This window comes from Rhodococcus sp. BP-261 (assembly GCF_019835205.1).
In the GTDB taxonomy this organism is placed as follows: domain Bacteria; phylum Actinomycetota; class Actinomycetes; order Mycobacteriales; family Mycobacteriaceae; genus Rhodococcoides; species Rhodococcoides kyotonensis_B.
This window is the reverse complement of sequence record NZ_JABUCO010000003.1, coordinates 257,300-279,137: the sequence shown is the minus strand read 5'-3', so window position 1 is coordinate 279,137 and position 21,838 is coordinate 257,300. Positions and strand designations below refer to the sequence as shown.

Here is a 21,838-nt window from a genome sequence, read left to right as displayed (position 1 = left end):
TGGTGGGCCCGACGATGTTTACCCGTTGGTCCGTTGTTCACTCCACGTTCAGTGGATGCGAGAAATAGTACCTGCCTGTGTCCGAGTGATCAGACCTCGGCGCTCGAATTCGGTCAACCAACCCTCCATCGGCCAACGACTCCAGCGTTTGTGGAAGACAGCGGAATTGCGCACGATGTCGTCGAGATGCTCGACGGGTGGCGACGACACCGGGTGGTGTTGGTGATAGGCGTGCGCCCCGCCCACCCAGCCGAGTCCGACGCCCGCCGCTCGTGCCGTTGCAGCGAAATCGGTGTCCTCGCCGCCGTAACCCGAATAGCCCTCGAAGAATCCGCCGATCGACGCCCACGTCGTCGGCGTGACACCGAACGACAGCGACCAGAACAGATCGTAGTTGTCACCTTCCTCGACGATTCCGGGAAGTGGGTCGGGTCGGGCAGTGTGCGGGCGCGTGTTGGCGACGAGTTCGTCGGTGGCCCAGGGCCCGTCCTTGGGAGGGAGGTACGTGACCGGGCCGCACAGCAGGTAGTGCCCGTGGCTGCGAGCAGCATCCGCGTACCGCCTCAGCATATCCGTGCCGGGGATGCAGTCGACGTCCAGGAACACCAACACGTCGGCTCCCGCTTCGATCGCCGTCGTCGCACCGGTGTTGCGCGCGTGGGCAATCGGCAGTTGCGGCCTCGGCGCATCCACCGAGACGACAGTCGCGTCGCTACCGCTTTCGGCAACCACGTCGGCGATCGCGTCGTCACCCATCGCGACGACGACGTGCAGCCAGGGGGCCGGCGACGACTCTGCGAGGCCACGCAGTTGGCCTGCCAGGTGCTCGTGCCGTCCCGACACGACGGTGACGACGGCGATGTTCACGACGGCACCGCCCGAGAGATCGCGGAGGCCGCACGTTCGGCGGCGCCGTCCTGCCGAACCTGTTTCCACGCAGCGGGATTCAAGGCCAATGCGTCGTCGAGCAGTCGTGGCCAATTCTCCGCCGACGGCCACTGCGCCGCAGTGACGGCCACCGACGAGCCCGCCAACGCGGCTGCGGTCGCGACCTGTTCGTCGTACGGACGATGTTGCGGGATGACGACGGCGCGCGTTCCTGCGCACGCGACATCCGCGATCGCATTCTGACCCGCGTGCGTGACGACGACGGATGCGGAACACAGCAGGGGCCATACGTCGTCGACCCAGGTCGACGCGTCGAGACCCACGGCCGCCCAATCGAATCGAGTGTCGGATGCAGCTGCGTCGTCGATATCGCATGCGGTGAGCGCGGTTCCGCCCGCGCCGCCCAACACGAGCACGCCTGGGGCGTCGTCGACGGTCTCGTGTGCGCGGCCGGCGAATCTGCTGACGACGCCGACGTAATCGGTTTTGTCGGCGTGCACGCTCAACCAGGTCGGATCGTAGACAGACTGCGACCACGGCGCGACGATGCGGGTCGCGGCCTGGTAGGCGAGTCGGTGTGGAGCGTCGTCTCGCTCGCCGGGCATCGCCATGACGACGACCGGAACGCCGAGCAGCCGGACGAACACCGCCACTTCCACCGACACGTCGACGACGAACACCCGCGGACGCATGCGTGCGATCCAGTCGGCGATGGCAACCATCCGGTCCGTCAGACCGCGGACACCCAGCGGAGCCCAGTGCAGTGTTCCGCCCACGGTCGGGTCGATCGGGGAGACGTCCTCGTCGACGTCGAGAGGAAGCGTGACCCATTCGATGTTGCTGTGAGACGGTCGCTTTCGCGACGACAGAACGACGAACTGTTCGTCACTGGCTGCCGCGATCGACGTGGCGCGGGTGACGTGACCGGACCCGTGGTGATGCGCGTAGTAACCGATCATCGCGGTACCGCCACGGACGAGCCGGCGCGGAAGAGTGCGCGACGGTAGATCGATTCGTGCATCTCGGCGATTCGAGCTCGTTCCTGCTCGCGTGCCTGCCGTGACGCGGAGGCGACGCGGTCACGCGCGTCGGACGCGTCGTGTACGGCCGTCGTCAGCGATTCGGGGTCGAACCTGTCCAGGCCGAATCGATACGTGTGACAGGGTTTCTGCTCGGCGTAGTAACCGCAGTCGGGTGCGATCGCCGCAGTGCCGACGTCGTAGCACGCCTCGAGCCACCCCGAGTGCGTTCCGAACCTGTACGGCAGCACCGACACATCGATCTCGGTCAGGTAGCGCCATAGTTCGTCGTCGTCGAAGCGCCGGTGGATTCGTACGTCGACACCGCGGTTCTCGTACTGTCGCAGCGCGTCACCGACCGGCCTGACGCCGCGTTCGTCGTCGGACGCGAAGACTTGTTCGTCGATGTCGAGCCGGACGACCGCGTCGGGGATCTCGTCGGCCGCTCTCACGACGGCATCCATGACGGCCAGCGGATCGAGGTTGGCGCGCAGGTTCTTGGCATGGACCCCGATGACGAAACGGTCGGAACTCGGGCGCGGGCCACCGATCAGATCGAGCGGAGCAACATGCGGATGAGGCACGACGGTGGCGTCGACGCCCCAGCGCGACACGATCTCGGCGGCAGCGCCGCCGGTCAACGTGACGACCTCGGCCGCAGTGGGTACCAACACATCGAGATGTTCGAGATGCAGCGTGTTGTCCGCGAAGTGCGGATTGTGCAGGTCGTGCACGGTCAGAACGAGGGGCTTGCCGTGGTCACGCAACACGGTGGCGACGTCGACGAGTTGTTCGGGCGGAAGTGCGTCGAAACCGAAGTGCAGGTGAAGCACGTCGAACGTGTGGACGTTCTCGGCCAGCCAATCCGCTTCCAGCCACCGAGGCGGCCACCACGGATCGTTGGTCGTGGCGCCGGACGGAATGGGATCCGGCAGCCGCACGACGGACGTACCGGTGACGGGTTCGAGATGGGCCACGTACTGGTGTGCGGTGGGCACCGAAGCGACGGTGATCAAATCGGAGGGTTCCTCTGTCTGCAGACGGGATATAGGAGGTAGTGGCGTACCCTGCCCGGCTGCTCGAGAAGGAGTGTTCTTGCTGACGTTGGACATACTACCGCGACGTGCGGCGACGGCGGCGGCGCTGTGAGACCGCCCCGTGGACGCACCCCGAGTGCCCGAACAGTGCATTACGGGGAGTTCTACGGCGTCAGCGAAGCGGTAGGACGAGACGATCGGCCGGTGCTGGTCGTCTGGGGAAACTGCCAGGCAGAGGCCCTTCGTATCGTATTGTCGAGCTCTCCGGATCTGCCGTACCGAACGGTCCGCATCCCGCCGGTGCACGAGCTGTTTTCCGACGATCTGCCACACGTGCGACGGCTTCTCGACGGGGCCGCGGTCATCGCGTCGCAGCCCGTGCGCGCCGGCTATCGCGACCTGCCGATCGGGACGGCCGATATCGCGGACGCAGCGGGAGCCGACACGAAGACCATCGTCTGGCCGGTCGTTCGATACGGCGGGCTGTTTCCGTTCCAGGCGATCGTCCGTTCGCCCGACCGGCCGTCGGCTGTGCCCGCGGCCGTTCCATATCACGACCTGCGCACGATTCTCGCCGTGCGTGACGGCAGATTCGCCCGCGAGGAGTGGGACGTCGACGTTACCCCCGATCGTATCCGCGCCGCCGCAGCGTGGAGTGTCGAACAATTGTCACGTCGCGAGGAAAAGCACTGCGACGTAGGGGTTTCCGACGTCCTGCTCGGCCTGGGCGACCGTGCGGCTCACACGATCAATCATCCCGGCAACCCGGTGCTGATGACGCTCGGAACTCGACTGCTCGACATGCTGGGCGCATCGGGTCCCAGTGCGCCGGATCGCGAGCTCCTCGGAAACGTTCGCGCGCCGTTGGAAAACCGCATTGTCGAGGCGTTGAGTCTGGCCGCGTCACCACGTGACCGTTGGCTGGTCGACGGCACATCGCTGACCGACGACGAGGTACGTATCGCCCAGATTGCTTGGTATGCACACCATCCCGAGTTCATCGAGGCGGCGCTGACGCGTTACGCCGAGTTGCTCGACATCCTCGGGCTGGCGTCGTGAGCGCCGACGTGTGTCACCTCGTCATCGGCCCACGCAAGCACGGCGTCGTCGAGTACGCGGTGTCGGTTCACGAGGCGCTGGCCGCGGAAGGCGTCGGACACCGGAGGGTGTTGCTCGACACGCCGTGGTCGCCGTTGCCGTCGGACCTCTCCGCATGCGGCCTGGTCCATCTGCACGTCACGGACAGGCTGTTCGGCACGTCGCCTGCGCAGGCGTCGAAGCACCTGCTGTCCGTGGTCGAAGCCGTCGGCCGTCCTGTGTCGGTCACGCTGCACGACTTGCCGCAGCCGTCGGACGGTTCCTCGATGAACGCTCGGGTCGAATTCTACCGGACCGCGGTCGATGCGGCGGCAGGGGTGGTGGTGTCGAGCGAGCACGAAGCCGGGCTTCTGAAACGACACGTGGCCCCCGAGGCGGTACCCGAGGTGGTTCCGCTCATGATCGGATCCCGTGTACAGCATCCGATGTCGCCGACGCCCGCGGTGCCGACCGTCGGCGTTCTCGGATTTCTGTACCCGGGTAAAGGACACATCGAGACGCTGCGCGCCATGGCGGGCCTGCCGTCGACCGTGGGATTCCTGGCGCTCGGTGCGCCGTCGCCGGGCCACGAAGATCTCGTCGACGAACTGCGCTTCGTTGCAGCCGAATCGGGGCGCTCGTGCGAGGTCACCGGCTACCTCGACGACGACGAGATGCACGAAAGAATGCGCGGCGTCACCGTCCCGGTCGCGTACCACCGGCACATGTCCGCATCCGGTTCGATCAACACGTGGATCGCCCAGGGGCGCAGGCCGTTGGTCCCGAGGAGCGATTACATCGACGAACTCGACCGACGATCACCGGGCGTGGTGACGATCCACGGCAACGACGACGAGTCCCTGCAGTCCGCGATCTTCGCCGCGGTGGAGGACTCGAGCACGACCTGGCTCGATCCGTCCGTCGATCCGGTTCCGTCGCCGTCCGATGTCGCGAAGGCCTACGCCGAGGTGCTGGCGAGGTGGCGTCGGTGACCGACGTGTTCCGCATCGACGACGCACACGTTGCCGTACCGGACAACCGGTGGGATCTCGCCGACGGAACAGGTTCCTGCCCGACGGTCAGCGTGATCGTTCCGTATTACGACCAACCCGCCCAGTTGTCGCTCGTACTGACGGCATTGGCGGCGCAGCACTATCCCATGGAGCGGGTCGACGTCGTGGTCGCCGACGACGGGTCGGCCGTCGCACCCGACGTCGAGCGGTGGCGAACCGATCTGTCGATTTCGGTGGTGACGCAGGAGGACAAAGGGTTTCGCGCCGCCGCCGCCAGGAATCTCGGTGCACATGCGTCGACGGGGGAGGTTCTGTGTTTTCTCGACGCGGACACCGTGCCGACGCCCGAGTACATCCGTCACGCAGTTCGCCTGCCGTCACTCGTACCCGACGCGCTCGTCGTCGGCAGGCGCAAGCATGCGGATCTTTCCGAGATCGCCGAGTCTGCGGTGCCGCAGTGGATCGCCGCACAGGACGAGTCCGGACATGATCGTGAACCGGCATGGCTCGTCGACGGGTACGCGCGTACGTCGAACCTGTTGGAGCCTGGGTGGGACGGCTACAAGTACGTTCTCAGTGCCGTGATGACGTGCAGTCGTACGCTGTTCGACGCCGTCGGTGGGTTCGACGAGTCGTTCGTACAGTACGGGGGAGAAGACTGGGAATGCGCGAACCGTGCGTTCATGATGGGCGCGGTCCTCGCGTACGAGCCGGGGGCCCTGGCTTGGCACGACGGACCGGATTGGGCTGAGCGGGAAGTGTCGGACCGCGTGAGTAGGAAGAATCACGAGGCAATGGCGCTGTCTCGGCTCGTCACGGATCCGGCGGCGAGGACTTCGGGTCTGCGCTATCGCATTCCCGACATCGTCGCGTTGGTCGACACCGACGGACATTCGGCCGCGTCGCTTGCGGTGACGATCGCATCGATCGTCGATGGCTACGATTGCGCGGTCTGGCTGAGCGGAACGTCGGCGAATGAACTCTTCGACGCTCTGGGGCTGGAGGATTCGCGTATTCGTCTCGGAGAACCCGAATTCGATACAGTGGCGCGATGCCGATTCGTTCTCGACGTCAGGGGACGGGTCGAATTCTCGTCGTCGACCTTGGCCACGCTCACGAACGACGTCCGCCCCGGAGGGTATGGACGGGTGGAGGTCGCGTGTGGTTCGGCGTCGGTCACCCTGACGGCGTCCCGTGCAGTGCATCGCGCCCGCCGGTGGGCCGACGGTTCCGAGATCGATCTGATCGAGCAGCTCTTCGGTGTAGCCCGTCTCGACGCGAGCGAGGTGGGCATTGCTGTGCGTACCGAGGAGCCCTGGCTGGCGTGGTAGCACTCAGGCCTCGGCTGGTCTCGTGCGGAACGACAGGCCGGGTGTAGCGGATGCTGTTTCGTCAGCTGGAGTACCTCGTCGCGCTGTCACGAGAACGACATTTCACGCGGGCAGCCGAGGCGTGTCACGTGTCGCAGCCCGCGCTGTCCGAGGCGATCCGGAAGCTGGAGATCGAACTCGACCTGCCGTTGATCGTGCGCGGGCGCAGATTCGAAGGCCTCACGCCCGAGGGCGAGCAGATCGTTCGGTGGGCCAGGCGCATCGTCTCCGACCAGCAATCGTTGAAACACGAAGCCGCCGCCTTGCGGACGGGTGTCACCGGCACGGTCCGGCTCGGAGTCGTTCCGACGGCATCGGCCACCGTCGCCGATCTGACCGGTCCGCTGTGCGGCAGGCATCCACTCGTCACAGTGAATCTGGCCGAAGATCTGCCGTCTGCCGACATCACCGCACGGATCGACAGATTCGAACTCGACGGTGGCATCACGTATCTCGACGACGACATCACCACGCGCTATAGAACGTTCCCGCTCTACCGGGAGTTCTACGACCTGCTCGTGTCCGCCGACTCGACGACGGCAGGAAGTGACAGCATCACGTGGCGGGAAGCGTCGAGCCTGCCGCTGTGCGCTCTGCCGTCGATGATGCGGGGACGTCGGATTCTGGACGAATTCTTCGCGTCCGACGGCGTGACACATGCCCCGCAGGTCGAGACCGACTCGATCGCGTCGCTCTATGCCCATGTCAAGACCGGCCAGTGGGCGGCGGTCGTGCCGCGCGTCTGGCGACGGGTGTTCGGAGAACCGCCAGGGCTGCGCTGCATTCCGCTCGCGGGTGGTTTCGACGCTCCCGTGGTCGGACTGATCACCGGTAGAGGCGCCCAGGGGTCGGCACTCGTCCGCGCATTGGAGGACACGGCCCGAGGCCTCGACCAGTCGTCATCGGTGCCACCTATCGACCAGTAGGCGCTGCGTCTTGGACTCGCGTGGGTGCGGTGGTGCACCGTCTGTGCATGACTGTGCGACACGACTACGAGTACGACGAGGACAACATCGTCGTCACGGACAAGAAGAGTTATGCGGCTGGGGTGCCCGCCGTGCTCGTGTCGTTGCAGCGCGGAGTCGAACAGATGGGTGCCGCCCGAACGGCGTTGTCGCTCGCCTCTCTGAACCAACGCAAGGGTTTCGATTGCCCAGGGTGCGCCTGGCCCGAGACTCCCGGTCACCGTAAACACGCTGAATTCTGCGAGAACGGCGCCAAAGCCGTCGCCGAAGAGGCCACGAAGCGCACGGTCGGGCCCGCGTTCTTCGCCGAGCATTCGGTCGAGGATCTGCTCGGCCGCACCGAATACTGGCTCGGGCAGCAAGGGCGCCTGACACATCCGATGGTGTTGCGTTCCGGTGCAACTCACTACGAGCCCATCGGATGGGACGACGCGAACGCGCTGATCGCCGACGAGCTCCGGTCGCTCACGAGCCCGCACGAAGCGATCTTCTACACCTCCGGACGCACGTCCAACGAAGCTGCGTTCCTGTACCAGCTGCTCATTCGGTCCTACGGCACGAACAACATGCCGGACTGTTCCAACATGTGCCACGAATCCTCTGGCAGCGCATTGTCCGCGTCGATCGGTATCGGCAAGGGTTCGGTCTCCGTGCCGGACATCGAGAATGCGGACCTGATCGTCATCGCCGGCCAGAACCCGGGCACCAATCATCCGCGCATGCTGTCGACGCTGGAGAAGGCCAAGCGCAACGGCGCGAGGGTCATCGCCGTCAACCCGCTCGTCGAGGCAGGCCTGCAGCGTTTCAAGGACCCGCAGCGAGTAGGTGGAGTGATCGGAGACGGTATCGCGATCTCCGACGACTACCTGCAGATCCGCATCGGTGGAGACATGGCCCTGTTCCAGGGGCTCGGCAAGCTGATCGTCGATGCCGAGGATGCTGCTCCCGGAACGGTTCTCGACCACGACTTCATCGCGCGCCACACCGCGGGCTTCGACGCGTGGATCGAGCACATTCGCCGGGTCGACCTGGACGTCGTCCTCGAAGCAACCGGTCTGACGATGGACCAGCTTCGATCTACCGCCGACGCGATGATCGCCTCGAACGCCACGATCATCTGCTGGGCGATGGGGCTGACGCAGCAGACGCACGGCGTCGCGACCATCGAGGAAGCGGTGAACCTGCTGCTCGCACGGGGGATGATCGGCAAGCCGGGCGCAGGAGTATGCCCGGTGCGTGGACATTCCAACGTGCAGGGTGACCGCACGATGGGGATCTGGGAGAAGATGCCCGAGGCCTTCCTCGCTGCGCTCGACGCCGAGTTCGGAATTCGGTCGCCGCGCGAACACGGTTTGGACGCAGTCGATTCGATCCGTGCGATGCGCGACGGTCAGGCGTCGTTCTTCATGGGCATGGGCGGGAACTTCGTGTCCGCTACTCCGGACACCCATGTGACCGAGGCAGCGTTGCGTCGGTGTTCGTTGACTGTGCAGGTGTCGACGAAGCTGAATCGCAGCCACCTCGTTCACGGTAGGACCGCTCTGATCCTTCCGTCGCTCGGTCGCACCGACAAGGATGTGCGCGCCACGGGCAAGCAATTCGTCACCGTCGAGGATTCGATGTCGATGGTGCACCGTTCGCGTGGTGGCCTGACGCCGTCGAGTCCCCACATGCGTTCGGAGGTCGCAATTGTCGCGGGTATCGCCGAGGCACTGTTCGGCAGCGAACACTCGGTGCAGTGGTCGAAGCTGGCCGACGACTACGACCTCATCCGTGATTCCATCTCGCGGGTCGTCCCCGGGTTCGAGGATTTCAATCGAAAGGTCAGGCAGAAGGAAGGTTTCGGACTTCCGCATCCGCCGCGCGACAGCCGCACCTTCATGACCTCCACCGGGAAGGCGAACTTCGGCGTCAACGAGCTGGCGTGGTTGCCCGCGCCCGAAGGTCGCCTCGTTCTGCAGACGATGCGCAGCCACGACCAGTACAACACCACCATCTACGGGCTCGATGATCGATACCGGGGCGTGAAGGGCGGCCGACGTGTCGTCTTCGTCAACCCGGCCGATATCGAATCGCTCGGCTTCCGCGACGGCGATCGGGTCGATCTCGTCTCCGAATGGACTCGTCCCGACGGCAGCGTCGAAGAGCGTCGCGCCGACGCGTTCCGTATCGTCGCTTTCGCCACACCGGTGGGCAATGCAGCCGCCTACTACCCGGAGACGAATCCGCTCGTTCCGCTGGACCATGTGGCCCGCAAGTCCAACACTCCGGTGTCCAAAGCGGTTGTGGCGCGGCTCGTTTCGCATGAGCTACCGCCTTCCTGACAAGCGTCGGCTCGACGTCAGTGGACGCACGGGCCGCGTTCCCCGCGCCGAGCGCCTTCGGGGCTTCGGTCTGCCGACTCTCCGGGGAAGCCGCCGACCATCCGGATCGCCGCGCTGCGGGTCCGCGGGGGTCGGCAGTGCCGGTGCCGTCGAATCGTAAATGTGTCCAGTCGGTGTGGTGATGCGGAACGAATGGCGACCACTTTCGCTGGTCGTCGGATGTGCACTCCATCCAGGCGCCTGCTTCGCGTGATTGCACGCCTCGCACAGGCCAGCGCCGTTGTCTGCGGACGTCGGTCCGCCGTTCCGGTGCTCGACGATGTGGTCACGGTGCCGAATGGGTGCACCGCACCACGGGGTGCGGCACCACCTGTCGCGTAGGTCGATCAAGTGCGCCAACGACTTCGGGAACAGTCGCGCCGAGGACTCCATCGCCGTCAGAGATCCGCTCGATGGGTTCGCATAGATGCGGCGGAGAGAGACGCGGGCGTCGGCAGCGAGTGCACCGACGACGAGGTCACGCGCGATCGCCGCAGGAATCGGGCCGTACCCCTGAACATGCGCGGACGCGGCGCCCCCGGCGAGCAGCGATCGATCGGAGATCACCAGGTCGACTGCGACCGGCACCTGATCGGTGCTGCTGATGCCGAGCACACGCTCGGTCAGCAGATCGGCCATGATCTGGTTGCGTGTGCGATCACCGCCCGCGCCATCGGAGATTGCCTGCTGCGCGTCTCGCATCAGGGTCGCGTGAATGCTGATCGCCTGTTTCATCGGTAGGAGTGACGTCAAGTAAGCCATGCTGTCGGGTGCAGGTCTGCTCGTCACCGATCGCTGCTCCGGTGCCTTGCGCGCCCGAGCGACGATGGCGGCCGCGTCTCGCTCCGCCGCGAGTCCGGCCGCCCGTGCACTTACTGCTTTGTCGCTCAGACCCGCCAAAGTAGTGACCGACGAACACAATTCGACATCGATCGCTTGTCTGTCGGCCTTGTCGAGGCACACGATCTCCTTGACTATCAGGTTGACACGCCATTCGTTCAGATCGCCCGCCGCAAGTCGTGCGAGGGTATGAGGCATGTCCTCCAACAGGATTCGCGCCTGCCCGAGATGAGTACCACCGCGGTGTGGTGAGTCCATCCGGGCAAGGCCGATCTGTGCCGCAATACCGCGCGACCTCCGTGATGCAGGAACGCCGTCGGCGGCTCTCTGTACGCGCGAATCGAGGTCCGCAGTGAGTGTCGCCTGCGCGGCGACGGCTGCAGACTTGATGCGTTCGAGTGCGGTGATCTGTTCGATCCGTGTGGCGTTGTCTAGTGACCGATCGACTTCGCCAACCGATCGATGGAACTCGGCTATCGCATCCGTACTCAACAAATGGTCCCCCCGGGCCGAAGTGATAGTCGAGCATTAGTTCGAATAACGCCGAAATGCAAGGCGTGGGCCTGAATTGGTCAACATCGAGCTTGGATGTGGAGATTGTTCGGAGGCAGCCGGTCTCACGTCCGTTCATCTGTGGATCACCGTCCGGACATGTCATGGTCACCGGCCGGTTTGCGGGCTGGGCGACGGTTGACCCCTCGCACGTTCCCTATTCGAGGAGTTCTCACAGATGCTCACCGCATCGATTCGCCGGGCGGCCACGATGGGTGCACTCGCCCTCGCCGCGGCGACGACCACGCTGGCTACCAACGTCGTCACAGCGGCACCCGCGACGGCAGCTCCGCTGTTGTGCCAGATCGCCGATGTGCTGCCCACGGGTTCGGCAGGCTCGGCGAATGCAACGCAGTACGGCTGCGCCGAAGCAGGCGAACTGCTCGACATGCGTATCGGCGACGTCCGCGCGACCCAGCCGTCGCTCGGATACGACGAGGTCTACTACAAGCTCGGCCGCTACAGCCAGGGCAAGGACGAGATCAACAAGAAGTTCGACGATTGGTGCGAGGCGAACGGCCAGCTCGAGGCTGCGTCTGCTCAACCCGATGCTCGTCTCGACAACCCCGCGTCGTTCACCTGCGCACTGCCCGTCGGACAGGAAACCGACGAGAGCATCGCCGCAATGAAGACCGTCGTGATCGGCCCGGGCGGCGTTCCGTATCTGACCGACGGCCATCACACGCTGACGTCGTTCTACGAGACTGCCGACGGTGGACCGAACCTGCACGTTCGACTGCGCGTCGTCGCGAACCTGAGCGATCTGAGCCCCGCCGACTTCTGGGCGAAGATGCAGGCCGAGAAGTGGGTCTGGAACCGCGACGTCAACGGTTCCGAGGTTCCAGTCGAGCAACTGCCTGCGGGTGTGGGCCTCGCCAACTTCCAGGACGACAAGTACCGCAGCTTGACCTATTTCGCTCGTGACATCGGATTCACTCCCGGATCGATTGCGTTCCAGGAGTTCTACTGGGGAGCTTGGGTTCGTGACTCCGGCGCCGTCGACATCAGCGGATGGAACAACAACGACCTTGCCAGCTACCTAGCGACCGTCGAGGCTGTCTCGCGTGCACAGGTTGCCGTCCCCAAGGATGCGGTGATCGACAACGGGAGAACCGCAGCGGAACTCGGGGCCCTGGACGCATGGAACGACGGAAAGGCCACGACCAAGGGCGAATTCGGCAAGTTGTCGGCTCCGTACTCGGATGCGAAGCCGGGCAAACTCGCCTACGCGCTGCTCTACAAGTCGGGCTTGGGTAACTGACCCGACTCCGCATCATGGAGCGGCGGCCGATGTCGGCCGCCGCTCCATCTGTTTCATCGGTCCTCCGAGGGCGGTTCAGGTGAACGTGTCGGTCGGCCGTGGGACACTGGCGCGCATGGTCGACGTCGAAGTACCGGACGCTGTCATCGAGCTCGCCCGCGCAGCGTCCCGGGTCGCAGTCCTGACAGGGGCAGGCATGTCAGCGGAATCGGGCATCGCCACGTTCAGGGACGCGCAGACCGGATTGTGGTCCCACTTCGAGCCCGCGGATCTGGCCAGCCCGGACGGGTGGGCACGGGACATGGACCTCGTGTGGGGCTGGTATCGGTGGCGAGCCGAACTGGTACGGCGCTCCGAACCCAACCCGGGTCACTACGCGTTGACCGAGTGGCAGAAGCGAATACACCTCGACATCGCCACGCAGAACGTCGACGACCTACATGAGCGGGCCGGTTCGACCGTGCTCGCGCACGTGCACGGCAGTCTGTTCGATCCGCGGTGTTCCGAATGCGGCGTTCGTTCGCAGCCCGACGAAGAGATCGTCGACGAGGAGACGGACCGGGTGCCGCCGCCGTCGTGCCCCGAATGTGGCGGGCCGATGCGTCCCGGTGCGGTGTGGTTCGGTGAACCATTGCCGGAAGATCAGTGGTCCGCGTCGGTCGACGCTGTCGAGCACGCGGACTTGGTCTTGGTCGTCGGAACGTCCGGCGTCGTGTTCCCGTTCGCGGGCTTGCCCGCCATGGCCCGCAGCACCGGGGCGAAGGTGGTCGAGATCAACCCGGTCGAGACCGAGATTTCGGACATGGCCGACGTTCGATGGCGCACCACTGCTGCCACCGGTCTGCCGGCACTGGTCGCGAAGCTCTGACGGCCTATTCGAACTCGAGGCGCATGGACCGTGCAGCGAAGTGGAGTAACAGCGCGAAGCCCCCGATCGAGACCACGACCGGCGACCAGACGACGATTGCCATCAGCACGGACACGCCCTCGTACTTCACGACGTACACGGCGATGACTGTCGCGGCGAGAATGCAGAACACGACGTGAGTTGCGAGCATCCACCGTTCGAAGAAGAAGCCGACGAACATTCCGAGTTCGATCAGGAACGCAGTCTTTCCGAGGGTTATCTCGGGTGGAAAGTCCGCCACCATGGTCGCCGAGAAGATAGCGAGATCGGCGATCATGACGAATGCGAACGCTTGCTTCAATGTCGGCCACGGGCCGAACATCCAAAAGGCACCCATGATGTACGCGGCGATCATCGACGCCCACTGCACGCCCGACGGGATCGGCGTCGTCGCCCCGTAACCGAAAGCCATTTCCAACGTGACGACCACCGCCATGGCCAGCGTGGCCAGTGCGACGACCTTCTGCACAATGCCGGTCACCGCCAGTGACGACATCAACGCGACTCCCCACGCGTAATGCTGTTCCGACGATTTCACTGCAACAATCATGTCGATTCGCCCCTCGGAATTCGTACCGCTTCCCGATTGAAGCACAGACAACCCGGCTCCGAGCCCGTTTGCTCTTTCGGTGGTGCGAATTCGACGGGGGCTTTCGGCGCCGCCACCATGGACGGCCCGAGGCCGATTCCGGCTACTCGCACGTCGATTCGAGGCCGTATCGACTGTGTAATGTGTGCGGTTGTCTTAACAAATACGTTCGGAGACCGAGGAGGCGCGGTGCGCATCGGAGTTGTCGGGTACGGAGTCGGTGGTCGGTACTTTCACGTGCCCTTCGTTCACGCCGCCGAAGGTGTGGAACTCGTCGGCATCGTGACACGGTCGCCGAAGCGTGCTGCCCAGGTCCAGAGCGACGTGCCGGGCACTCCTGTGTTCCAAAGTCTTGGTGAACTCATCGATGCGGGTGTCGACGCAGTCACGATCACGACGCCGCCGGAGACGCGTCGCGAGTTGGTCCTCGAAGCACTGTCTCGCGGTGTGCATGTCGTCGCCGACAAGCCGTTCGCGCCGGACCCGCAGGGCGGACTCGATCTCGTCGAGGCTGCCGACAAGGCGGGGTTGCTCCTCAGTGTCTTCCAGAACCGCCGATGGGATGCGGACATAAGAACCCTGCGCGCCGTGATCGATCGCGGAGAACTCGGTCGTGTCTGGCGCATCGAGTCGCGTTTCGATCTGGACGAGCCGTCCACGCTCGAGCTGGGGCCGACCGGCGGACTGCTTCGAGACCTGGGCTCACACCTCGTCGACCAGGTGCTGTGGTTGTTCGGCAGGGCGACGTCGGTCTATGCGCGGATGGACTGGGTCGGCGACGGTGACCAGCGCACGGACAGTGCCTTCGTCGTCGACATCGACCATGCAAGCGGTGTGCACTCGACCGTCTCGGCGACCAAGATCAATCGCTTCCAGGCCCGTCAGTTGCGCGTGTACGGAACCGACGGCAGCTTCTACTCCGACGGAACCGACGTCCAGGCGCAGTCGATCTTCGCCGGGCGCAGGCAGGTGGATGATCCCAAATCGTGGGGGTACGAGCTCGAAGACCGTTGGGGCACTCTGTATACCGACGCCGGCGCCCGAAAGGTCCCGTCGGAGCAGGGCAGCTACCAGGACTACTACAGTGCGTTCGCCGCAGCGGTGCGTGGCGAAGGACCGCAGCCGGTACCGGCGTCGGAGGCCATTCACACGCTCGAGGTGCTCGACGTGGCGCAACGTGCCGCCGAGACCGGACAGGTGATCGAGCTACCGTCGTCCTGACTCAGAGCAGCTGCTCGGTCCTGATCAGGACGTCGCGCAGTATCTGCTCCATCTCGTCGAACTCTGCTTGTCCGCACGTCAGCGGTGGCGCCACCTGGATCACGGCGTCACCGCGGTCGTCGGGACGGCAGTACAAACCGGCGTCGAACAACGCCGACGGCAGGAACTGCTTGACGACGCGTTCTCGCTGGGCCGCGTCGAGTCGGCCTTTGGTTGCCTTGTCGGTGACGAGTTCGACGGCCCAGAAGTAGCCGTCGCCGCGCACGTCGCCCACGACGGGAAGGTCGAGCAATTTACCGAGGGTCTTCTCGAACCTGTCCTCGTTGTCGAGTACGTGCTGGTTGAGCTTCTCTCGTTCGAATATGTCGAGATTCGCCAGTGACACCGCCGCCGACACCGGATGTCCCCCGAAGGTGTAGCCGTGCGTGAACGACGTGGTCGTGTCCGCCAGGAACGGTTCGACGACCCGTTCGGACGCAATCATCGCGCCGATGGGTCCATACCCGGACGACATGCCTTTCGCGCACGTGATGATGTCGGGTGTGTAGCCGAACTTGGTGCACGCGAACATGGTTCCGTGACGGCCGAACGCGCAGATCACCTCGTCGGATACCAACAAGACGTCGTACTTGTCGCAGATCTCGCGCAGGCGGCGAAAGTACGAGGCCGGCGCGGTCAGGCATCCACCGCTGTTCTGCACCGGCTCGACGACGACGGCGGCGACGGTTTCCGGTCCCTCGAACAGAATGGCTTCCTCGACACGGTCTGCCGCCCACAGCGCGTGCGCGTCGCGATCGTCCGAATGTGCCTCCGCCCGATAGAAGTTGGTGTTCGCTGCCCGAAAGCCACCAGGAGCCAACGGTTCGAAAGCCTGTTTCATTGCAGGCACCCCGGTGATGGCCAGAGCTCCGTGCGTCGTGCCGTGGTACGCCGTCGCCCTGCTGATCACCTTGTGCTTCAATGGTTTACCGACGAGTTTGAAATGCTGTTTGGCGACTTTCCATGCACTCTCGACGGCTTCGCCGCCACCCGTGGTGAAGAAGACGCGATCGAGGTCTCCGGGTGTGTAGGTCGCCAGCCTCTCGGCGAGCTCCAGTGCGGGCGGTGTCGCGTAACCCCACACGGGAAAGTACGCCAGCTCGGCTGCTTGCGCGGCCGCCACCTCGGCGAGTTCTCGGCGTCCGTGGCCCACCTGCACGACGAACAACGCTGACAAGCCGTCCAGAATTCTGCGACCACGGGAGTCGTAGATGTAACTGCCCTCGCCCCTGGTGATGACGGGGACGTCCCTGTCCTGAAACGAACCCATGCGGGCGAAATGCATCCACAGGTGATCTCGTGCGTCGAAGTCCAGAGTCATGGGCGGCGTCCTTCGTCGGTTCGTCGACGCCATGGTAGTCCCGCGGTGCGTCGACGTCCTCCGCGAAGGTGAAATAGCATGGCGGTTCGACTCGCATCTCTTTTCGTGACACGGAGACCTTCATGCCCGAACGCTCGATACCGCTGCGCAAGTTGGGATTTCTGACCATAGGGTTGTTCGACGAGCAGGACCCAGGGCGCGGCCACCGCTCGACCTTGGAGATCATCGAGCTGGGGGAGCGGCTCGGCTTCGACAGTGCGTGGCTGAGGCACCGGCACCTGCAGTTCGGCATCTCGTCGCCGATCGCCGTCATGGCCGCCGCGTCGCAACGCACGTCGCGGATCGAGCTCGGTACCGCGGTCACGCCGCTGGGATGGGAGAACCCGATCCGCCTCGCCGAGGACTATGCAACCGTCGACGTTCTGTCCGGCGGCCGACTCAATGCCGGTGTCAGTGTCGGCGTTCCCATGCAGTACGAACGGGTCAAGGCAGCGCTGTACCCGGAGACGGCGGACGTCGAGGATTTCGGGTACGAGCGGGTGAATCGGCTGCTGCGAGCCGTCGAGGGGCTGCCGGTCTCGGACTGGAGTGGTACGCAGGGGATCGAGCAGTTCTCGGACCGGGTGCAACCGCACTCGCCCGGTCTGCGTCGTCGAATGTGGTACGGAGGCGCGAGCGTACGGTCGGCGCAGTGGGCAGGAGATGCCGCGATGAACCTCCTCGTCAGCAGTGTCGTGAAGGCGGAGGAGTCGACGGATTTCGACGACATCCAGTTCTCGCACATCGCGCGCTTCCGCGAACACCATCCGGATGGTGGCAGTGCCCGAGTGTCGCAGGGGCTCGTCGTCGTTCCGACCGACTCGGCAACGCCGGCGCAGGTCTCGAAGTATCGGGAGTACGCCCGGAGCAGATTCGAGCGAACTCTGCAGCCCCAGGGTCCCGCACGCATGATGTTCGCCCCTGATCTCGTCGGAACGTCCGACGAGATCGCCGACATGCTGTACGCCGGCAAAGCCTTTCGAGAAGTCGACGAGGTGGCCTTTGCCTTGCCGTTCAGCTTCGACCACGACGACTACGTGCAGATCCTGACCGACATCGCCGAGAACCTGGGCCCGAGGCTCGGGTGGTCTCCCGCGCAGAAGTGAAGGCGCACACGAGTATCGGTGTGTGAGGCCATGGCGCAACGGGTAGCCGCGTGCTGGCACCGACTTCCTGCGAAAGGCACTCCATGGTCGAAGTTCGACGAACATTCGTAGTCCGCAAGCCCATCGACATCGTGGTCTCGTACCTGCGAGACTTCGCGCACGCCGAGCACTGGGATCCAGGAACACAGAAGTGCGTGCAGTCGACGCCAGGTCCCATCGGTGTCGGCACCGAATGGCACAACGAATCGAAGTTGTTCGGAATCGGTACCGAACTCACCTATCGAATGATGGAAGACCAGCCGAACCGGGTGGTGTTCCAGGGAACCAACAAGACGGCGCGATCGGTCGACGACCTGTCGTTCGCGACGTCCGGTCCCGATTCGACCGAGATCACGTACATCGCGGACATCACCTTCAACGGCGCAGCGAAGCTTGCCGACCCGCTGGCCAAGCTCGCTTTCGAACGGGTCGGCAATCAGGTGGTGCCGACGATGACGGAGGTGCTCGAAGCGTTGTAGCAGCGCGCGTGAAAACGGCCTCGACGCGGAACGCGTCGAGGCCGTTTTCAGTGCCCGAAGGTCAATACCACGTCTTGCGACCGCCGACCGCGCGACCGGCGGTTCCGAGCAACGTGAGGATGGCGCCGACGACGATCAGGACGATGCCGATGATCCAGAGGATCTGTATCGACGCCAAGAAGCCGATGAGTGCGAGGATGATTCCTAGGACGATCACTGTGGTTCCCTCTTTTCGATTGTGGGCCGCTACCAGCGGCCACCAGTTGATCTGCGTCGATCGCCAATCGCTGACAAACCTACCGTGATTCGGCTGAAATCTACGGTGCTGCCGGAGATTTCGGATCCATCACAGTCGCTGCCTTTCCGATAGCCGATCTGAGCCGACCACGAAACGACCTCACGTGCGCCGTTGGGGCAACGCACAGAAGGGTGATCGTTTCCTGCACCGACGCTGACGCCGGTAGTCGCGACTACCCTCCTCCGCTGTGCTTCAAACCACGCGACAGAAAAATTGCCCCTGTCCCGGTTCGCGAGAACCGGGACAGGGGCGTGACAACCGTTCGGGGCCTGCGGATCAGCCTGCGTCGCTCGCCGCCTGCTTCTCGCTCGTAGCGCCTGCGGTGGAGAGCTGCCCGCCGGAGTTCTCGAGGTGCGCGCGGACGAACCAGTGGAAGAGCTCCAACTGACCGCTCTGACCGATCAACAGGTCCTCGGTGATCGGGTCGATCTTGCCGATCTCCTCGATCGCCTTCCTGGTGTCCTCGATGACGCCGACGTAGACGAGGTCGAGTGCCCCGAGGTGTTCGATCGCCGATGCGCGTCCGATGGAGTAGTCGTCCCACGAACGCTGCTTCACGATCGTTCCCGGAGTGCCCAGCGCCGAGGATCCGAGCGTTGCGATGCGTTCTGCAACCTCGTCGGCGAAACCTCGTACCGCTTCGACCTGTGGATCGAGCATCTCGTGCACTGCGATGAAGTTGGGACCCACCACGTTCCAGTGGATGTGCTTCAGCGTCAGGTGCAGGTCGTTGAACGCGTTGAGGCGATCCTGCAGCAGGGTCGCGACACGGGCGCCGTCGTCGGTGCTCATTCCTGGAACGGTGTACGAGTTCGAATTTGTCATGGGGTTCGACTACCCGTGCTCGAATCGAACAAAACACGCGGCCTCGCAGCCGATGAAGGCTGCGAGGCCGCGTGTGGGGGAGAGGGTGGTCAGTCGTCCTTGGTGAGGGTCGGCTGTTCCGGTGCCGCCTGAACCTCGTCGGGCTCCTCCTTTGGCGGCCGCTTCATGCTGAGGATGATCGAACCTGCGAGCACCACCACGATCACCACGAGGCTCACCACGGACGGGATCTCGGGGATGGACGTGCTGATGACCTTGTGGCTCGCCTGCAGGATCAGCTTCACGCCGATGAAGCCGAGGATGATCGCAAGGCCCTTGGACAGGTAGTGGAACTTGTCGAGCAGGCCGGACAACAGGAAGTACAGAGCGCGGAGTCCGAGGATCGCGAACGCGTTCGACGAGTACACGATGAACGGATCGTCGCTGACGGCGAGAACGGCCGGAACACTGTCGACGGCGAACACGAGGTCCGCAGCCTCGATGGCTACGACGACCGCGAGCAGTGGCGTCGCAACGCGCTTGCCTGCTTCCATGACGAAGAACTTCGTACCGGCGTACTCGTCGCGGACGGGAACGACCTTGCGCAGCAGTCGAACTGCGAGCGACGTGCTGGGATCGTAGGAATCCTCCTCGTCCTTCATCAGCTTCCACGCGCTGTACAGCAGGATCGCGGCGAACACGAACAGCACGACGGTGAACTTGGAGACGATCGCGACACCGGCGGCAAGGAAGATGCCGCGGAAGATCAGAGCGCCGACGACGCCGTAGAACAACACCCGGTGCTGGTACTCACGCGGCACCTTGAAGTAGCCGAAGATCAGCGCGAAGACGAACAGGTTGTCGACGGACAGGCTCTTCTCGAGCAACCACGCCGTCGTGTATTCGACGCCCGCTGTCGTGCCGAGCGTGGCGAAGACGACTCCGCCGAAGATGAGTGCGACACCGACCCAGACGGCGCTCCACCATGCGGCCTCCTTGAAGCCGATGATGTGGGCGCCGCGGTGAGCGAGGAGGTCGATCGCGAGCATGATGACGACGACGGCGGCAAACGCCGCCCATGCCCAAACGGGAACGTTCATCGGCGAGTGTCCTTACCTGTGATTCGAGAGCCGATGCTTTTCAGCTTGGCCTGGTTCTCGGGCTTGCTTGCGTAGGCCTTGGCCTTAGCGATCAGAGTGCGGCCCTGGGGGCTGCCCGCGAAGTTCTTCAGTCGCTGGGTCAGAGATGCCATGATTGCTGGATTCTCCTTCGATCGTACGATCTGCGACGGTCGTCCCGTCGCGGCTCCTCCAATTCTGCCTGTGCAGGTTACGGAATACACCGTCCGATGCTGGACATGTTTTGTCCGCTTACCTTGCCTGCATCCGGCAAAAACAGCTCTAGAGCCGACGATTCTCCGGCCAACCGAGCAGCCTTGCCCCGAAGACAGCGGTCTGCAGCGCGAACCGCTCACCCGAATCGGCGACGTCGTGCCCGGTCAGTTCGGCGATCCTGGCCAGTCGATAGGTGACCGCGCGCACCGACAGATGCATGGATCGTGCCGTCATGGCGGCGTTGCCACCGGATTCGAAGAACGCGAAGAGTGTCTGCAGCAGCGGTTCTGCACCCCCGCGTGACGAGAGAAGGGGGGTCAGCACCGTGTCGACGAGGTCGGTGATGGCAGGCCGATCGTCGAGCAACACTCGGTAGACCAGGAGTTCCCGCGCGTCGACGACAGGTGCGTCCATGCCCAGTTTGGACGCGAAGTTCAACGCGTCGACCGCTTCCCGATAGGACGACGACACCCCGGCAGCGCTGCTCCCGGTGCGGCCGACGCCGATGCGATGCGACCAGTCGCCATCCACGCGTGCCTGCTTGATCGCTGTTCGAAGGCCGTCGAGAACGTGTGTGACCGCCTGCTGGTCCGGCGCGGAGAAGACTACGACCAGCCTGCCTTCCTTGCTGGCAACGAGAGTGCCTGCGTCGCCCTTGCTGCCTTCGACGGCACGTTCGACGTCGACGATCGCGGACCCCGCGTCCGTGAACGGGTCGTCGGCGGCGACGACAGCGACGCAATGCGGGCCCGTCAGATCGAGACCGAAATTCTCGGCACGGCCCAGAACACCGGCGACGTCGGCACTTCCGGACAGCAGATCGTCGACGAACTCGCGTCGAGCCGACACCTCCGCGCGCACGAGCGACCGTCGCGCGAGCTGGAAGCCCTCGGCGAGTTCGGCAACTGCGTCGTCGGACGCGCGCAGCATCACCTCGCCCGCGGTGACGACAGCCTGCGGGTCGTGCTCCGCGTCGAGGACCGCCGGGAGGTTGCGCCACAGTCGCCACACCGACGACAGGTACAGGTCGAGCAGCGCACGCAACGGCACGCCCTGACGTGCGGCGGCGTCACCCTTGATGCGCAACGTGCCGAGCTGACGCCTCGTCAACGGTCTACCTGCGGACACGGCCGACGTCAGAACTTCGAGGAAGTCACCGAGCAACTCGGTGGACAGTCCTCCCGCGTCGAGCGCGGCGAGCCGCGCAACCTCGAGCCGTGCGTCCTCGTTGCTCGCGGAATCCGACTCGGCTGCCATTCTGTCGATCGTATGTGGCG

At 64.5% G+C, this 21,838-nt stretch carries 21 protein-coding genes; 10 read left to right on the top strand and 11 right to left on the bottom strand.

The window, feature by feature from the left end; all coding sequences use genetic code 11:
- Window positions 1-48: 48 nt before the first annotated feature.
- The 3 genes from HQ354_RS05135 to HQ354_RS05125 are packed head-to-tail and all read right to left on the bottom strand — an operon-like array spanning window position 49 to window position 2,905.
- Window positions 49-867: a glycosyltransferase family 2 protein gene (locus tag HQ354_RS05135; RefSeq protein ID WP_167674669.1), complete on the bottom strand. Its 819-nt coding sequence runs from the start codon at window positions 865-867 to the stop codon at window positions 49-51.
- Entirely contained in the window at window positions 864-1,847 is a 984-nt protein-coding gene (locus HQ354_RS05130) for a glycosyltransferase (RefSeq protein WP_167674667.1), read from the bottom strand. The genes HQ354_RS05135 and HQ354_RS05130 overlap by 4 nt, the downstream gene beginning before the upstream one ends.
- A complete protein-coding gene (locus HQ354_RS05125; protein ID WP_222634279.1) occupies window positions 1,844-2,905 on the bottom strand; it encodes a hypothetical protein in 1,062 nt (353 codons plus the stop codon). The genes HQ354_RS05130 and HQ354_RS05125 overlap by 4 nt, the downstream gene beginning before the upstream one ends.
- A gap of 147 nt (window positions 2,906-3,052) precedes the next feature.
- Between HQ354_RS05125 and HQ354_RS05120 the strand changes: the two genes are divergently transcribed.
- Genes HQ354_RS05120 through HQ354_RS05100 form a run of 5 tightly spaced genes read left to right on the top strand, consistent with a single transcriptional unit; the run spans window position 3,053 to window position 9,693 of the window.
- Window positions 3,053-4,003, top strand: a complete 951-nt coding sequence (locus tag HQ354_RS05120) for a WcbI family polysaccharide biosynthesis putative acetyltransferase (protein ID WP_222634278.1) — start codon at window positions 3,053-3,055, stop codon at window positions 4,001-4,003.
- Window positions 4,000-5,013 carry a hypothetical protein gene (locus HQ354_RS05115; protein ID WP_222634277.1) on the top strand — a complete coding sequence of 338 codons (1,014 nt, stop codon included), beginning with the start codon at window positions 4,000-4,002 and terminating at the stop codon, window positions 5,011-5,013. Before HQ354_RS05120 ends, HQ354_RS05115 begins: the two co-directional genes overlap by 4 nt.
- Entirely contained in the window at window positions 5,010-6,365 is a 1,356-nt protein-coding gene (locus tag HQ354_RS05110; RefSeq protein ID WP_222634276.1) for a glycosyltransferase, read from the top strand. The genes HQ354_RS05115 and HQ354_RS05110 overlap by 4 nt, the downstream gene beginning before the upstream one ends.
- Window positions 6,366-6,415: 50 nt before the next feature.
- The gene (locus HQ354_RS05105; protein WP_222634275.1) at window positions 6,416-7,330 is read left to right on the top strand and encodes a LysR family transcriptional regulator; all 915 of its coding nucleotides are present in this window, start codon (window positions 6,416-6,418) and stop codon (window positions 7,328-7,330) included.
- A 47-nt stretch (window positions 7,331-7,377) separates the two neighbouring features.
- The gene (locus HQ354_RS05100; protein WP_222634274.1) at window positions 7,378-9,693 is read left to right on the top strand and encodes an FdhF/YdeP family oxidoreductase; all 2,316 of its coding nucleotides are present in this window, start codon (window positions 7,378-7,380) and stop codon (window positions 9,691-9,693) included.
- On the opposite strand, the gene HQ354_RS05095 is transcribed toward HQ354_RS05100, so the two are convergent.
- The gene (locus HQ354_RS05095) at window positions 9,679-11,064 is read right to left on the bottom strand and encodes an HNH endonuclease signature motif containing protein (RefSeq protein WP_261768481.1); all 1,386 of its coding nucleotides are present in this window, start codon (window positions 11,062-11,064) and stop codon (window positions 9,679-9,681) included. The two genes, HQ354_RS05100 and HQ354_RS05095, sit on opposite strands and share 15 nt — an antisense overlap.
- A gap of 238 nt (window positions 11,065-11,302) precedes the next feature.
- Here HQ354_RS05095 and HQ354_RS05090 point away from each other — a divergent pair, with 238 nt between their 5' ends.
- On the top strand, window positions 11,303-12,385 hold the full coding sequence (locus HQ354_RS05090; RefSeq protein ID WP_240930800.1) for a ParB/Srx family N-terminal domain-containing protein: 1,083 nt from the start codon (window positions 11,303-11,305) through the stop codon (window positions 12,383-12,385).
- Window positions 12,386-12,500: 115 nt separating this feature from the next.
- Window positions 12,501-13,253, top strand: a complete 753-nt coding sequence (locus tag HQ354_RS05085) for an NAD-dependent deacylase (protein WP_068432009.1) — start codon at window positions 12,501-12,503, stop codon at window positions 13,251-13,253.
- Window positions 13,254-13,257: 4 nt separating this feature from the next.
- On the opposite strand, the gene HQ354_RS05080 is transcribed toward HQ354_RS05085, so the two are convergent.
- Window positions 13,258-13,830: a giguanylate cyclase gene (locus HQ354_RS05080; protein ID WP_254303656.1), complete on the bottom strand. Its 573-nt coding sequence runs from the start codon at window positions 13,828-13,830 to the stop codon at window positions 13,258-13,260.
- Between the two features lie 240 nt (window positions 13,831-14,070).
- On the opposite strand from HQ354_RS05080, the gene HQ354_RS05075 reads away from it, so the two are divergent.
- Entirely contained in the window at window positions 14,071-15,102 is a 1,032-nt protein-coding gene (locus tag HQ354_RS05075; protein WP_308115119.1) for a Gfo/Idh/MocA family oxidoreductase, read from the top strand.
- Window position 15,103: 1 nt separating this feature from the next.
- Here HQ354_RS05075 and HQ354_RS05070 read toward each other — a convergent pair whose 3' ends face one another.
- Window positions 15,104-16,495, bottom strand: a complete 1,392-nt coding sequence (locus tag HQ354_RS05070; RefSeq protein WP_222634272.1) for an aspartate aminotransferase family protein — start codon at window positions 16,493-16,495, stop codon at window positions 15,104-15,106.
- Between the two features lie 89 nt (window positions 16,496-16,584).
- On the opposite strand from HQ354_RS05070, the gene HQ354_RS05065 reads away from it, so the two are divergent.
- Both HQ354_RS05065 and HQ354_RS05060 read left to right on the top strand, forming a co-directional pair.
- On the top strand, window positions 16,585-17,607 hold the full coding sequence (locus tag HQ354_RS05065; RefSeq protein ID WP_222634271.1) for an LLM class flavin-dependent oxidoreductase: 1,023 nt from the start codon (window positions 16,585-16,587) through the stop codon (window positions 17,605-17,607).
- A gap of 83 nt (window positions 17,608-17,690) precedes the next feature.
- Window positions 17,691-18,125, top strand: a complete 435-nt coding sequence (locus HQ354_RS05060) for an SRPBCC family protein (RefSeq protein WP_068431551.1) — start codon at window positions 17,691-17,693, stop codon at window positions 18,123-18,125.
- Between the two features lie 61 nt (window positions 18,126-18,186).
- On the opposite strand, the gene HQ354_RS05055 is transcribed toward HQ354_RS05060, so the two are convergent.
- From HQ354_RS05055 to HQ354_RS05035, 5 genes are all read right to left on the bottom strand, one after another.
- Window positions 18,187-18,342, bottom strand: a complete 156-nt coding sequence (locus HQ354_RS05055; RefSeq protein WP_165839526.1) for a DUF6131 family protein — start codon at window positions 18,340-18,342, stop codon at window positions 18,187-18,189.
- Between the two features lie 357 nt (window positions 18,343-18,699).
- Window positions 18,700-19,248, bottom strand: coding sequence for a Dps family protein (locus HQ354_RS05050; protein ID WP_222634270.1), 549 nt, complete (start codon window positions 19,246-19,248; stop codon window positions 18,700-18,702).
- An 89-nt stretch (window positions 19,249-19,337) separates the two neighbouring features.
- On the bottom strand, window positions 19,338-20,327 hold the full coding sequence (locus tag HQ354_RS05045) for a TerC family protein (protein ID WP_261768483.1): 990 nt from the start codon (window positions 20,325-20,327) through the stop codon (window positions 19,338-19,340).
- Complete coding sequence (locus HQ354_RS05040) at window positions 20,324-20,479, bottom strand: hypothetical protein (protein ID WP_165839525.1); 156 nt, start codon at window positions 20,477-20,479, stop codon at window positions 20,324-20,326. Before HQ354_RS05040 ends, HQ354_RS05045 begins: the two co-directional genes overlap by 4 nt.
- Before the next feature lie 148 nt (window positions 20,480-20,627).
- Entirely contained in the window at window positions 20,628-21,818 is a 1,191-nt protein-coding gene (locus HQ354_RS05035; RefSeq protein WP_222634269.1) for a CdaR family transcriptional regulator, read from the bottom strand.
- Window positions 21,819-21,838 lie beyond the last annotated feature (20 nt).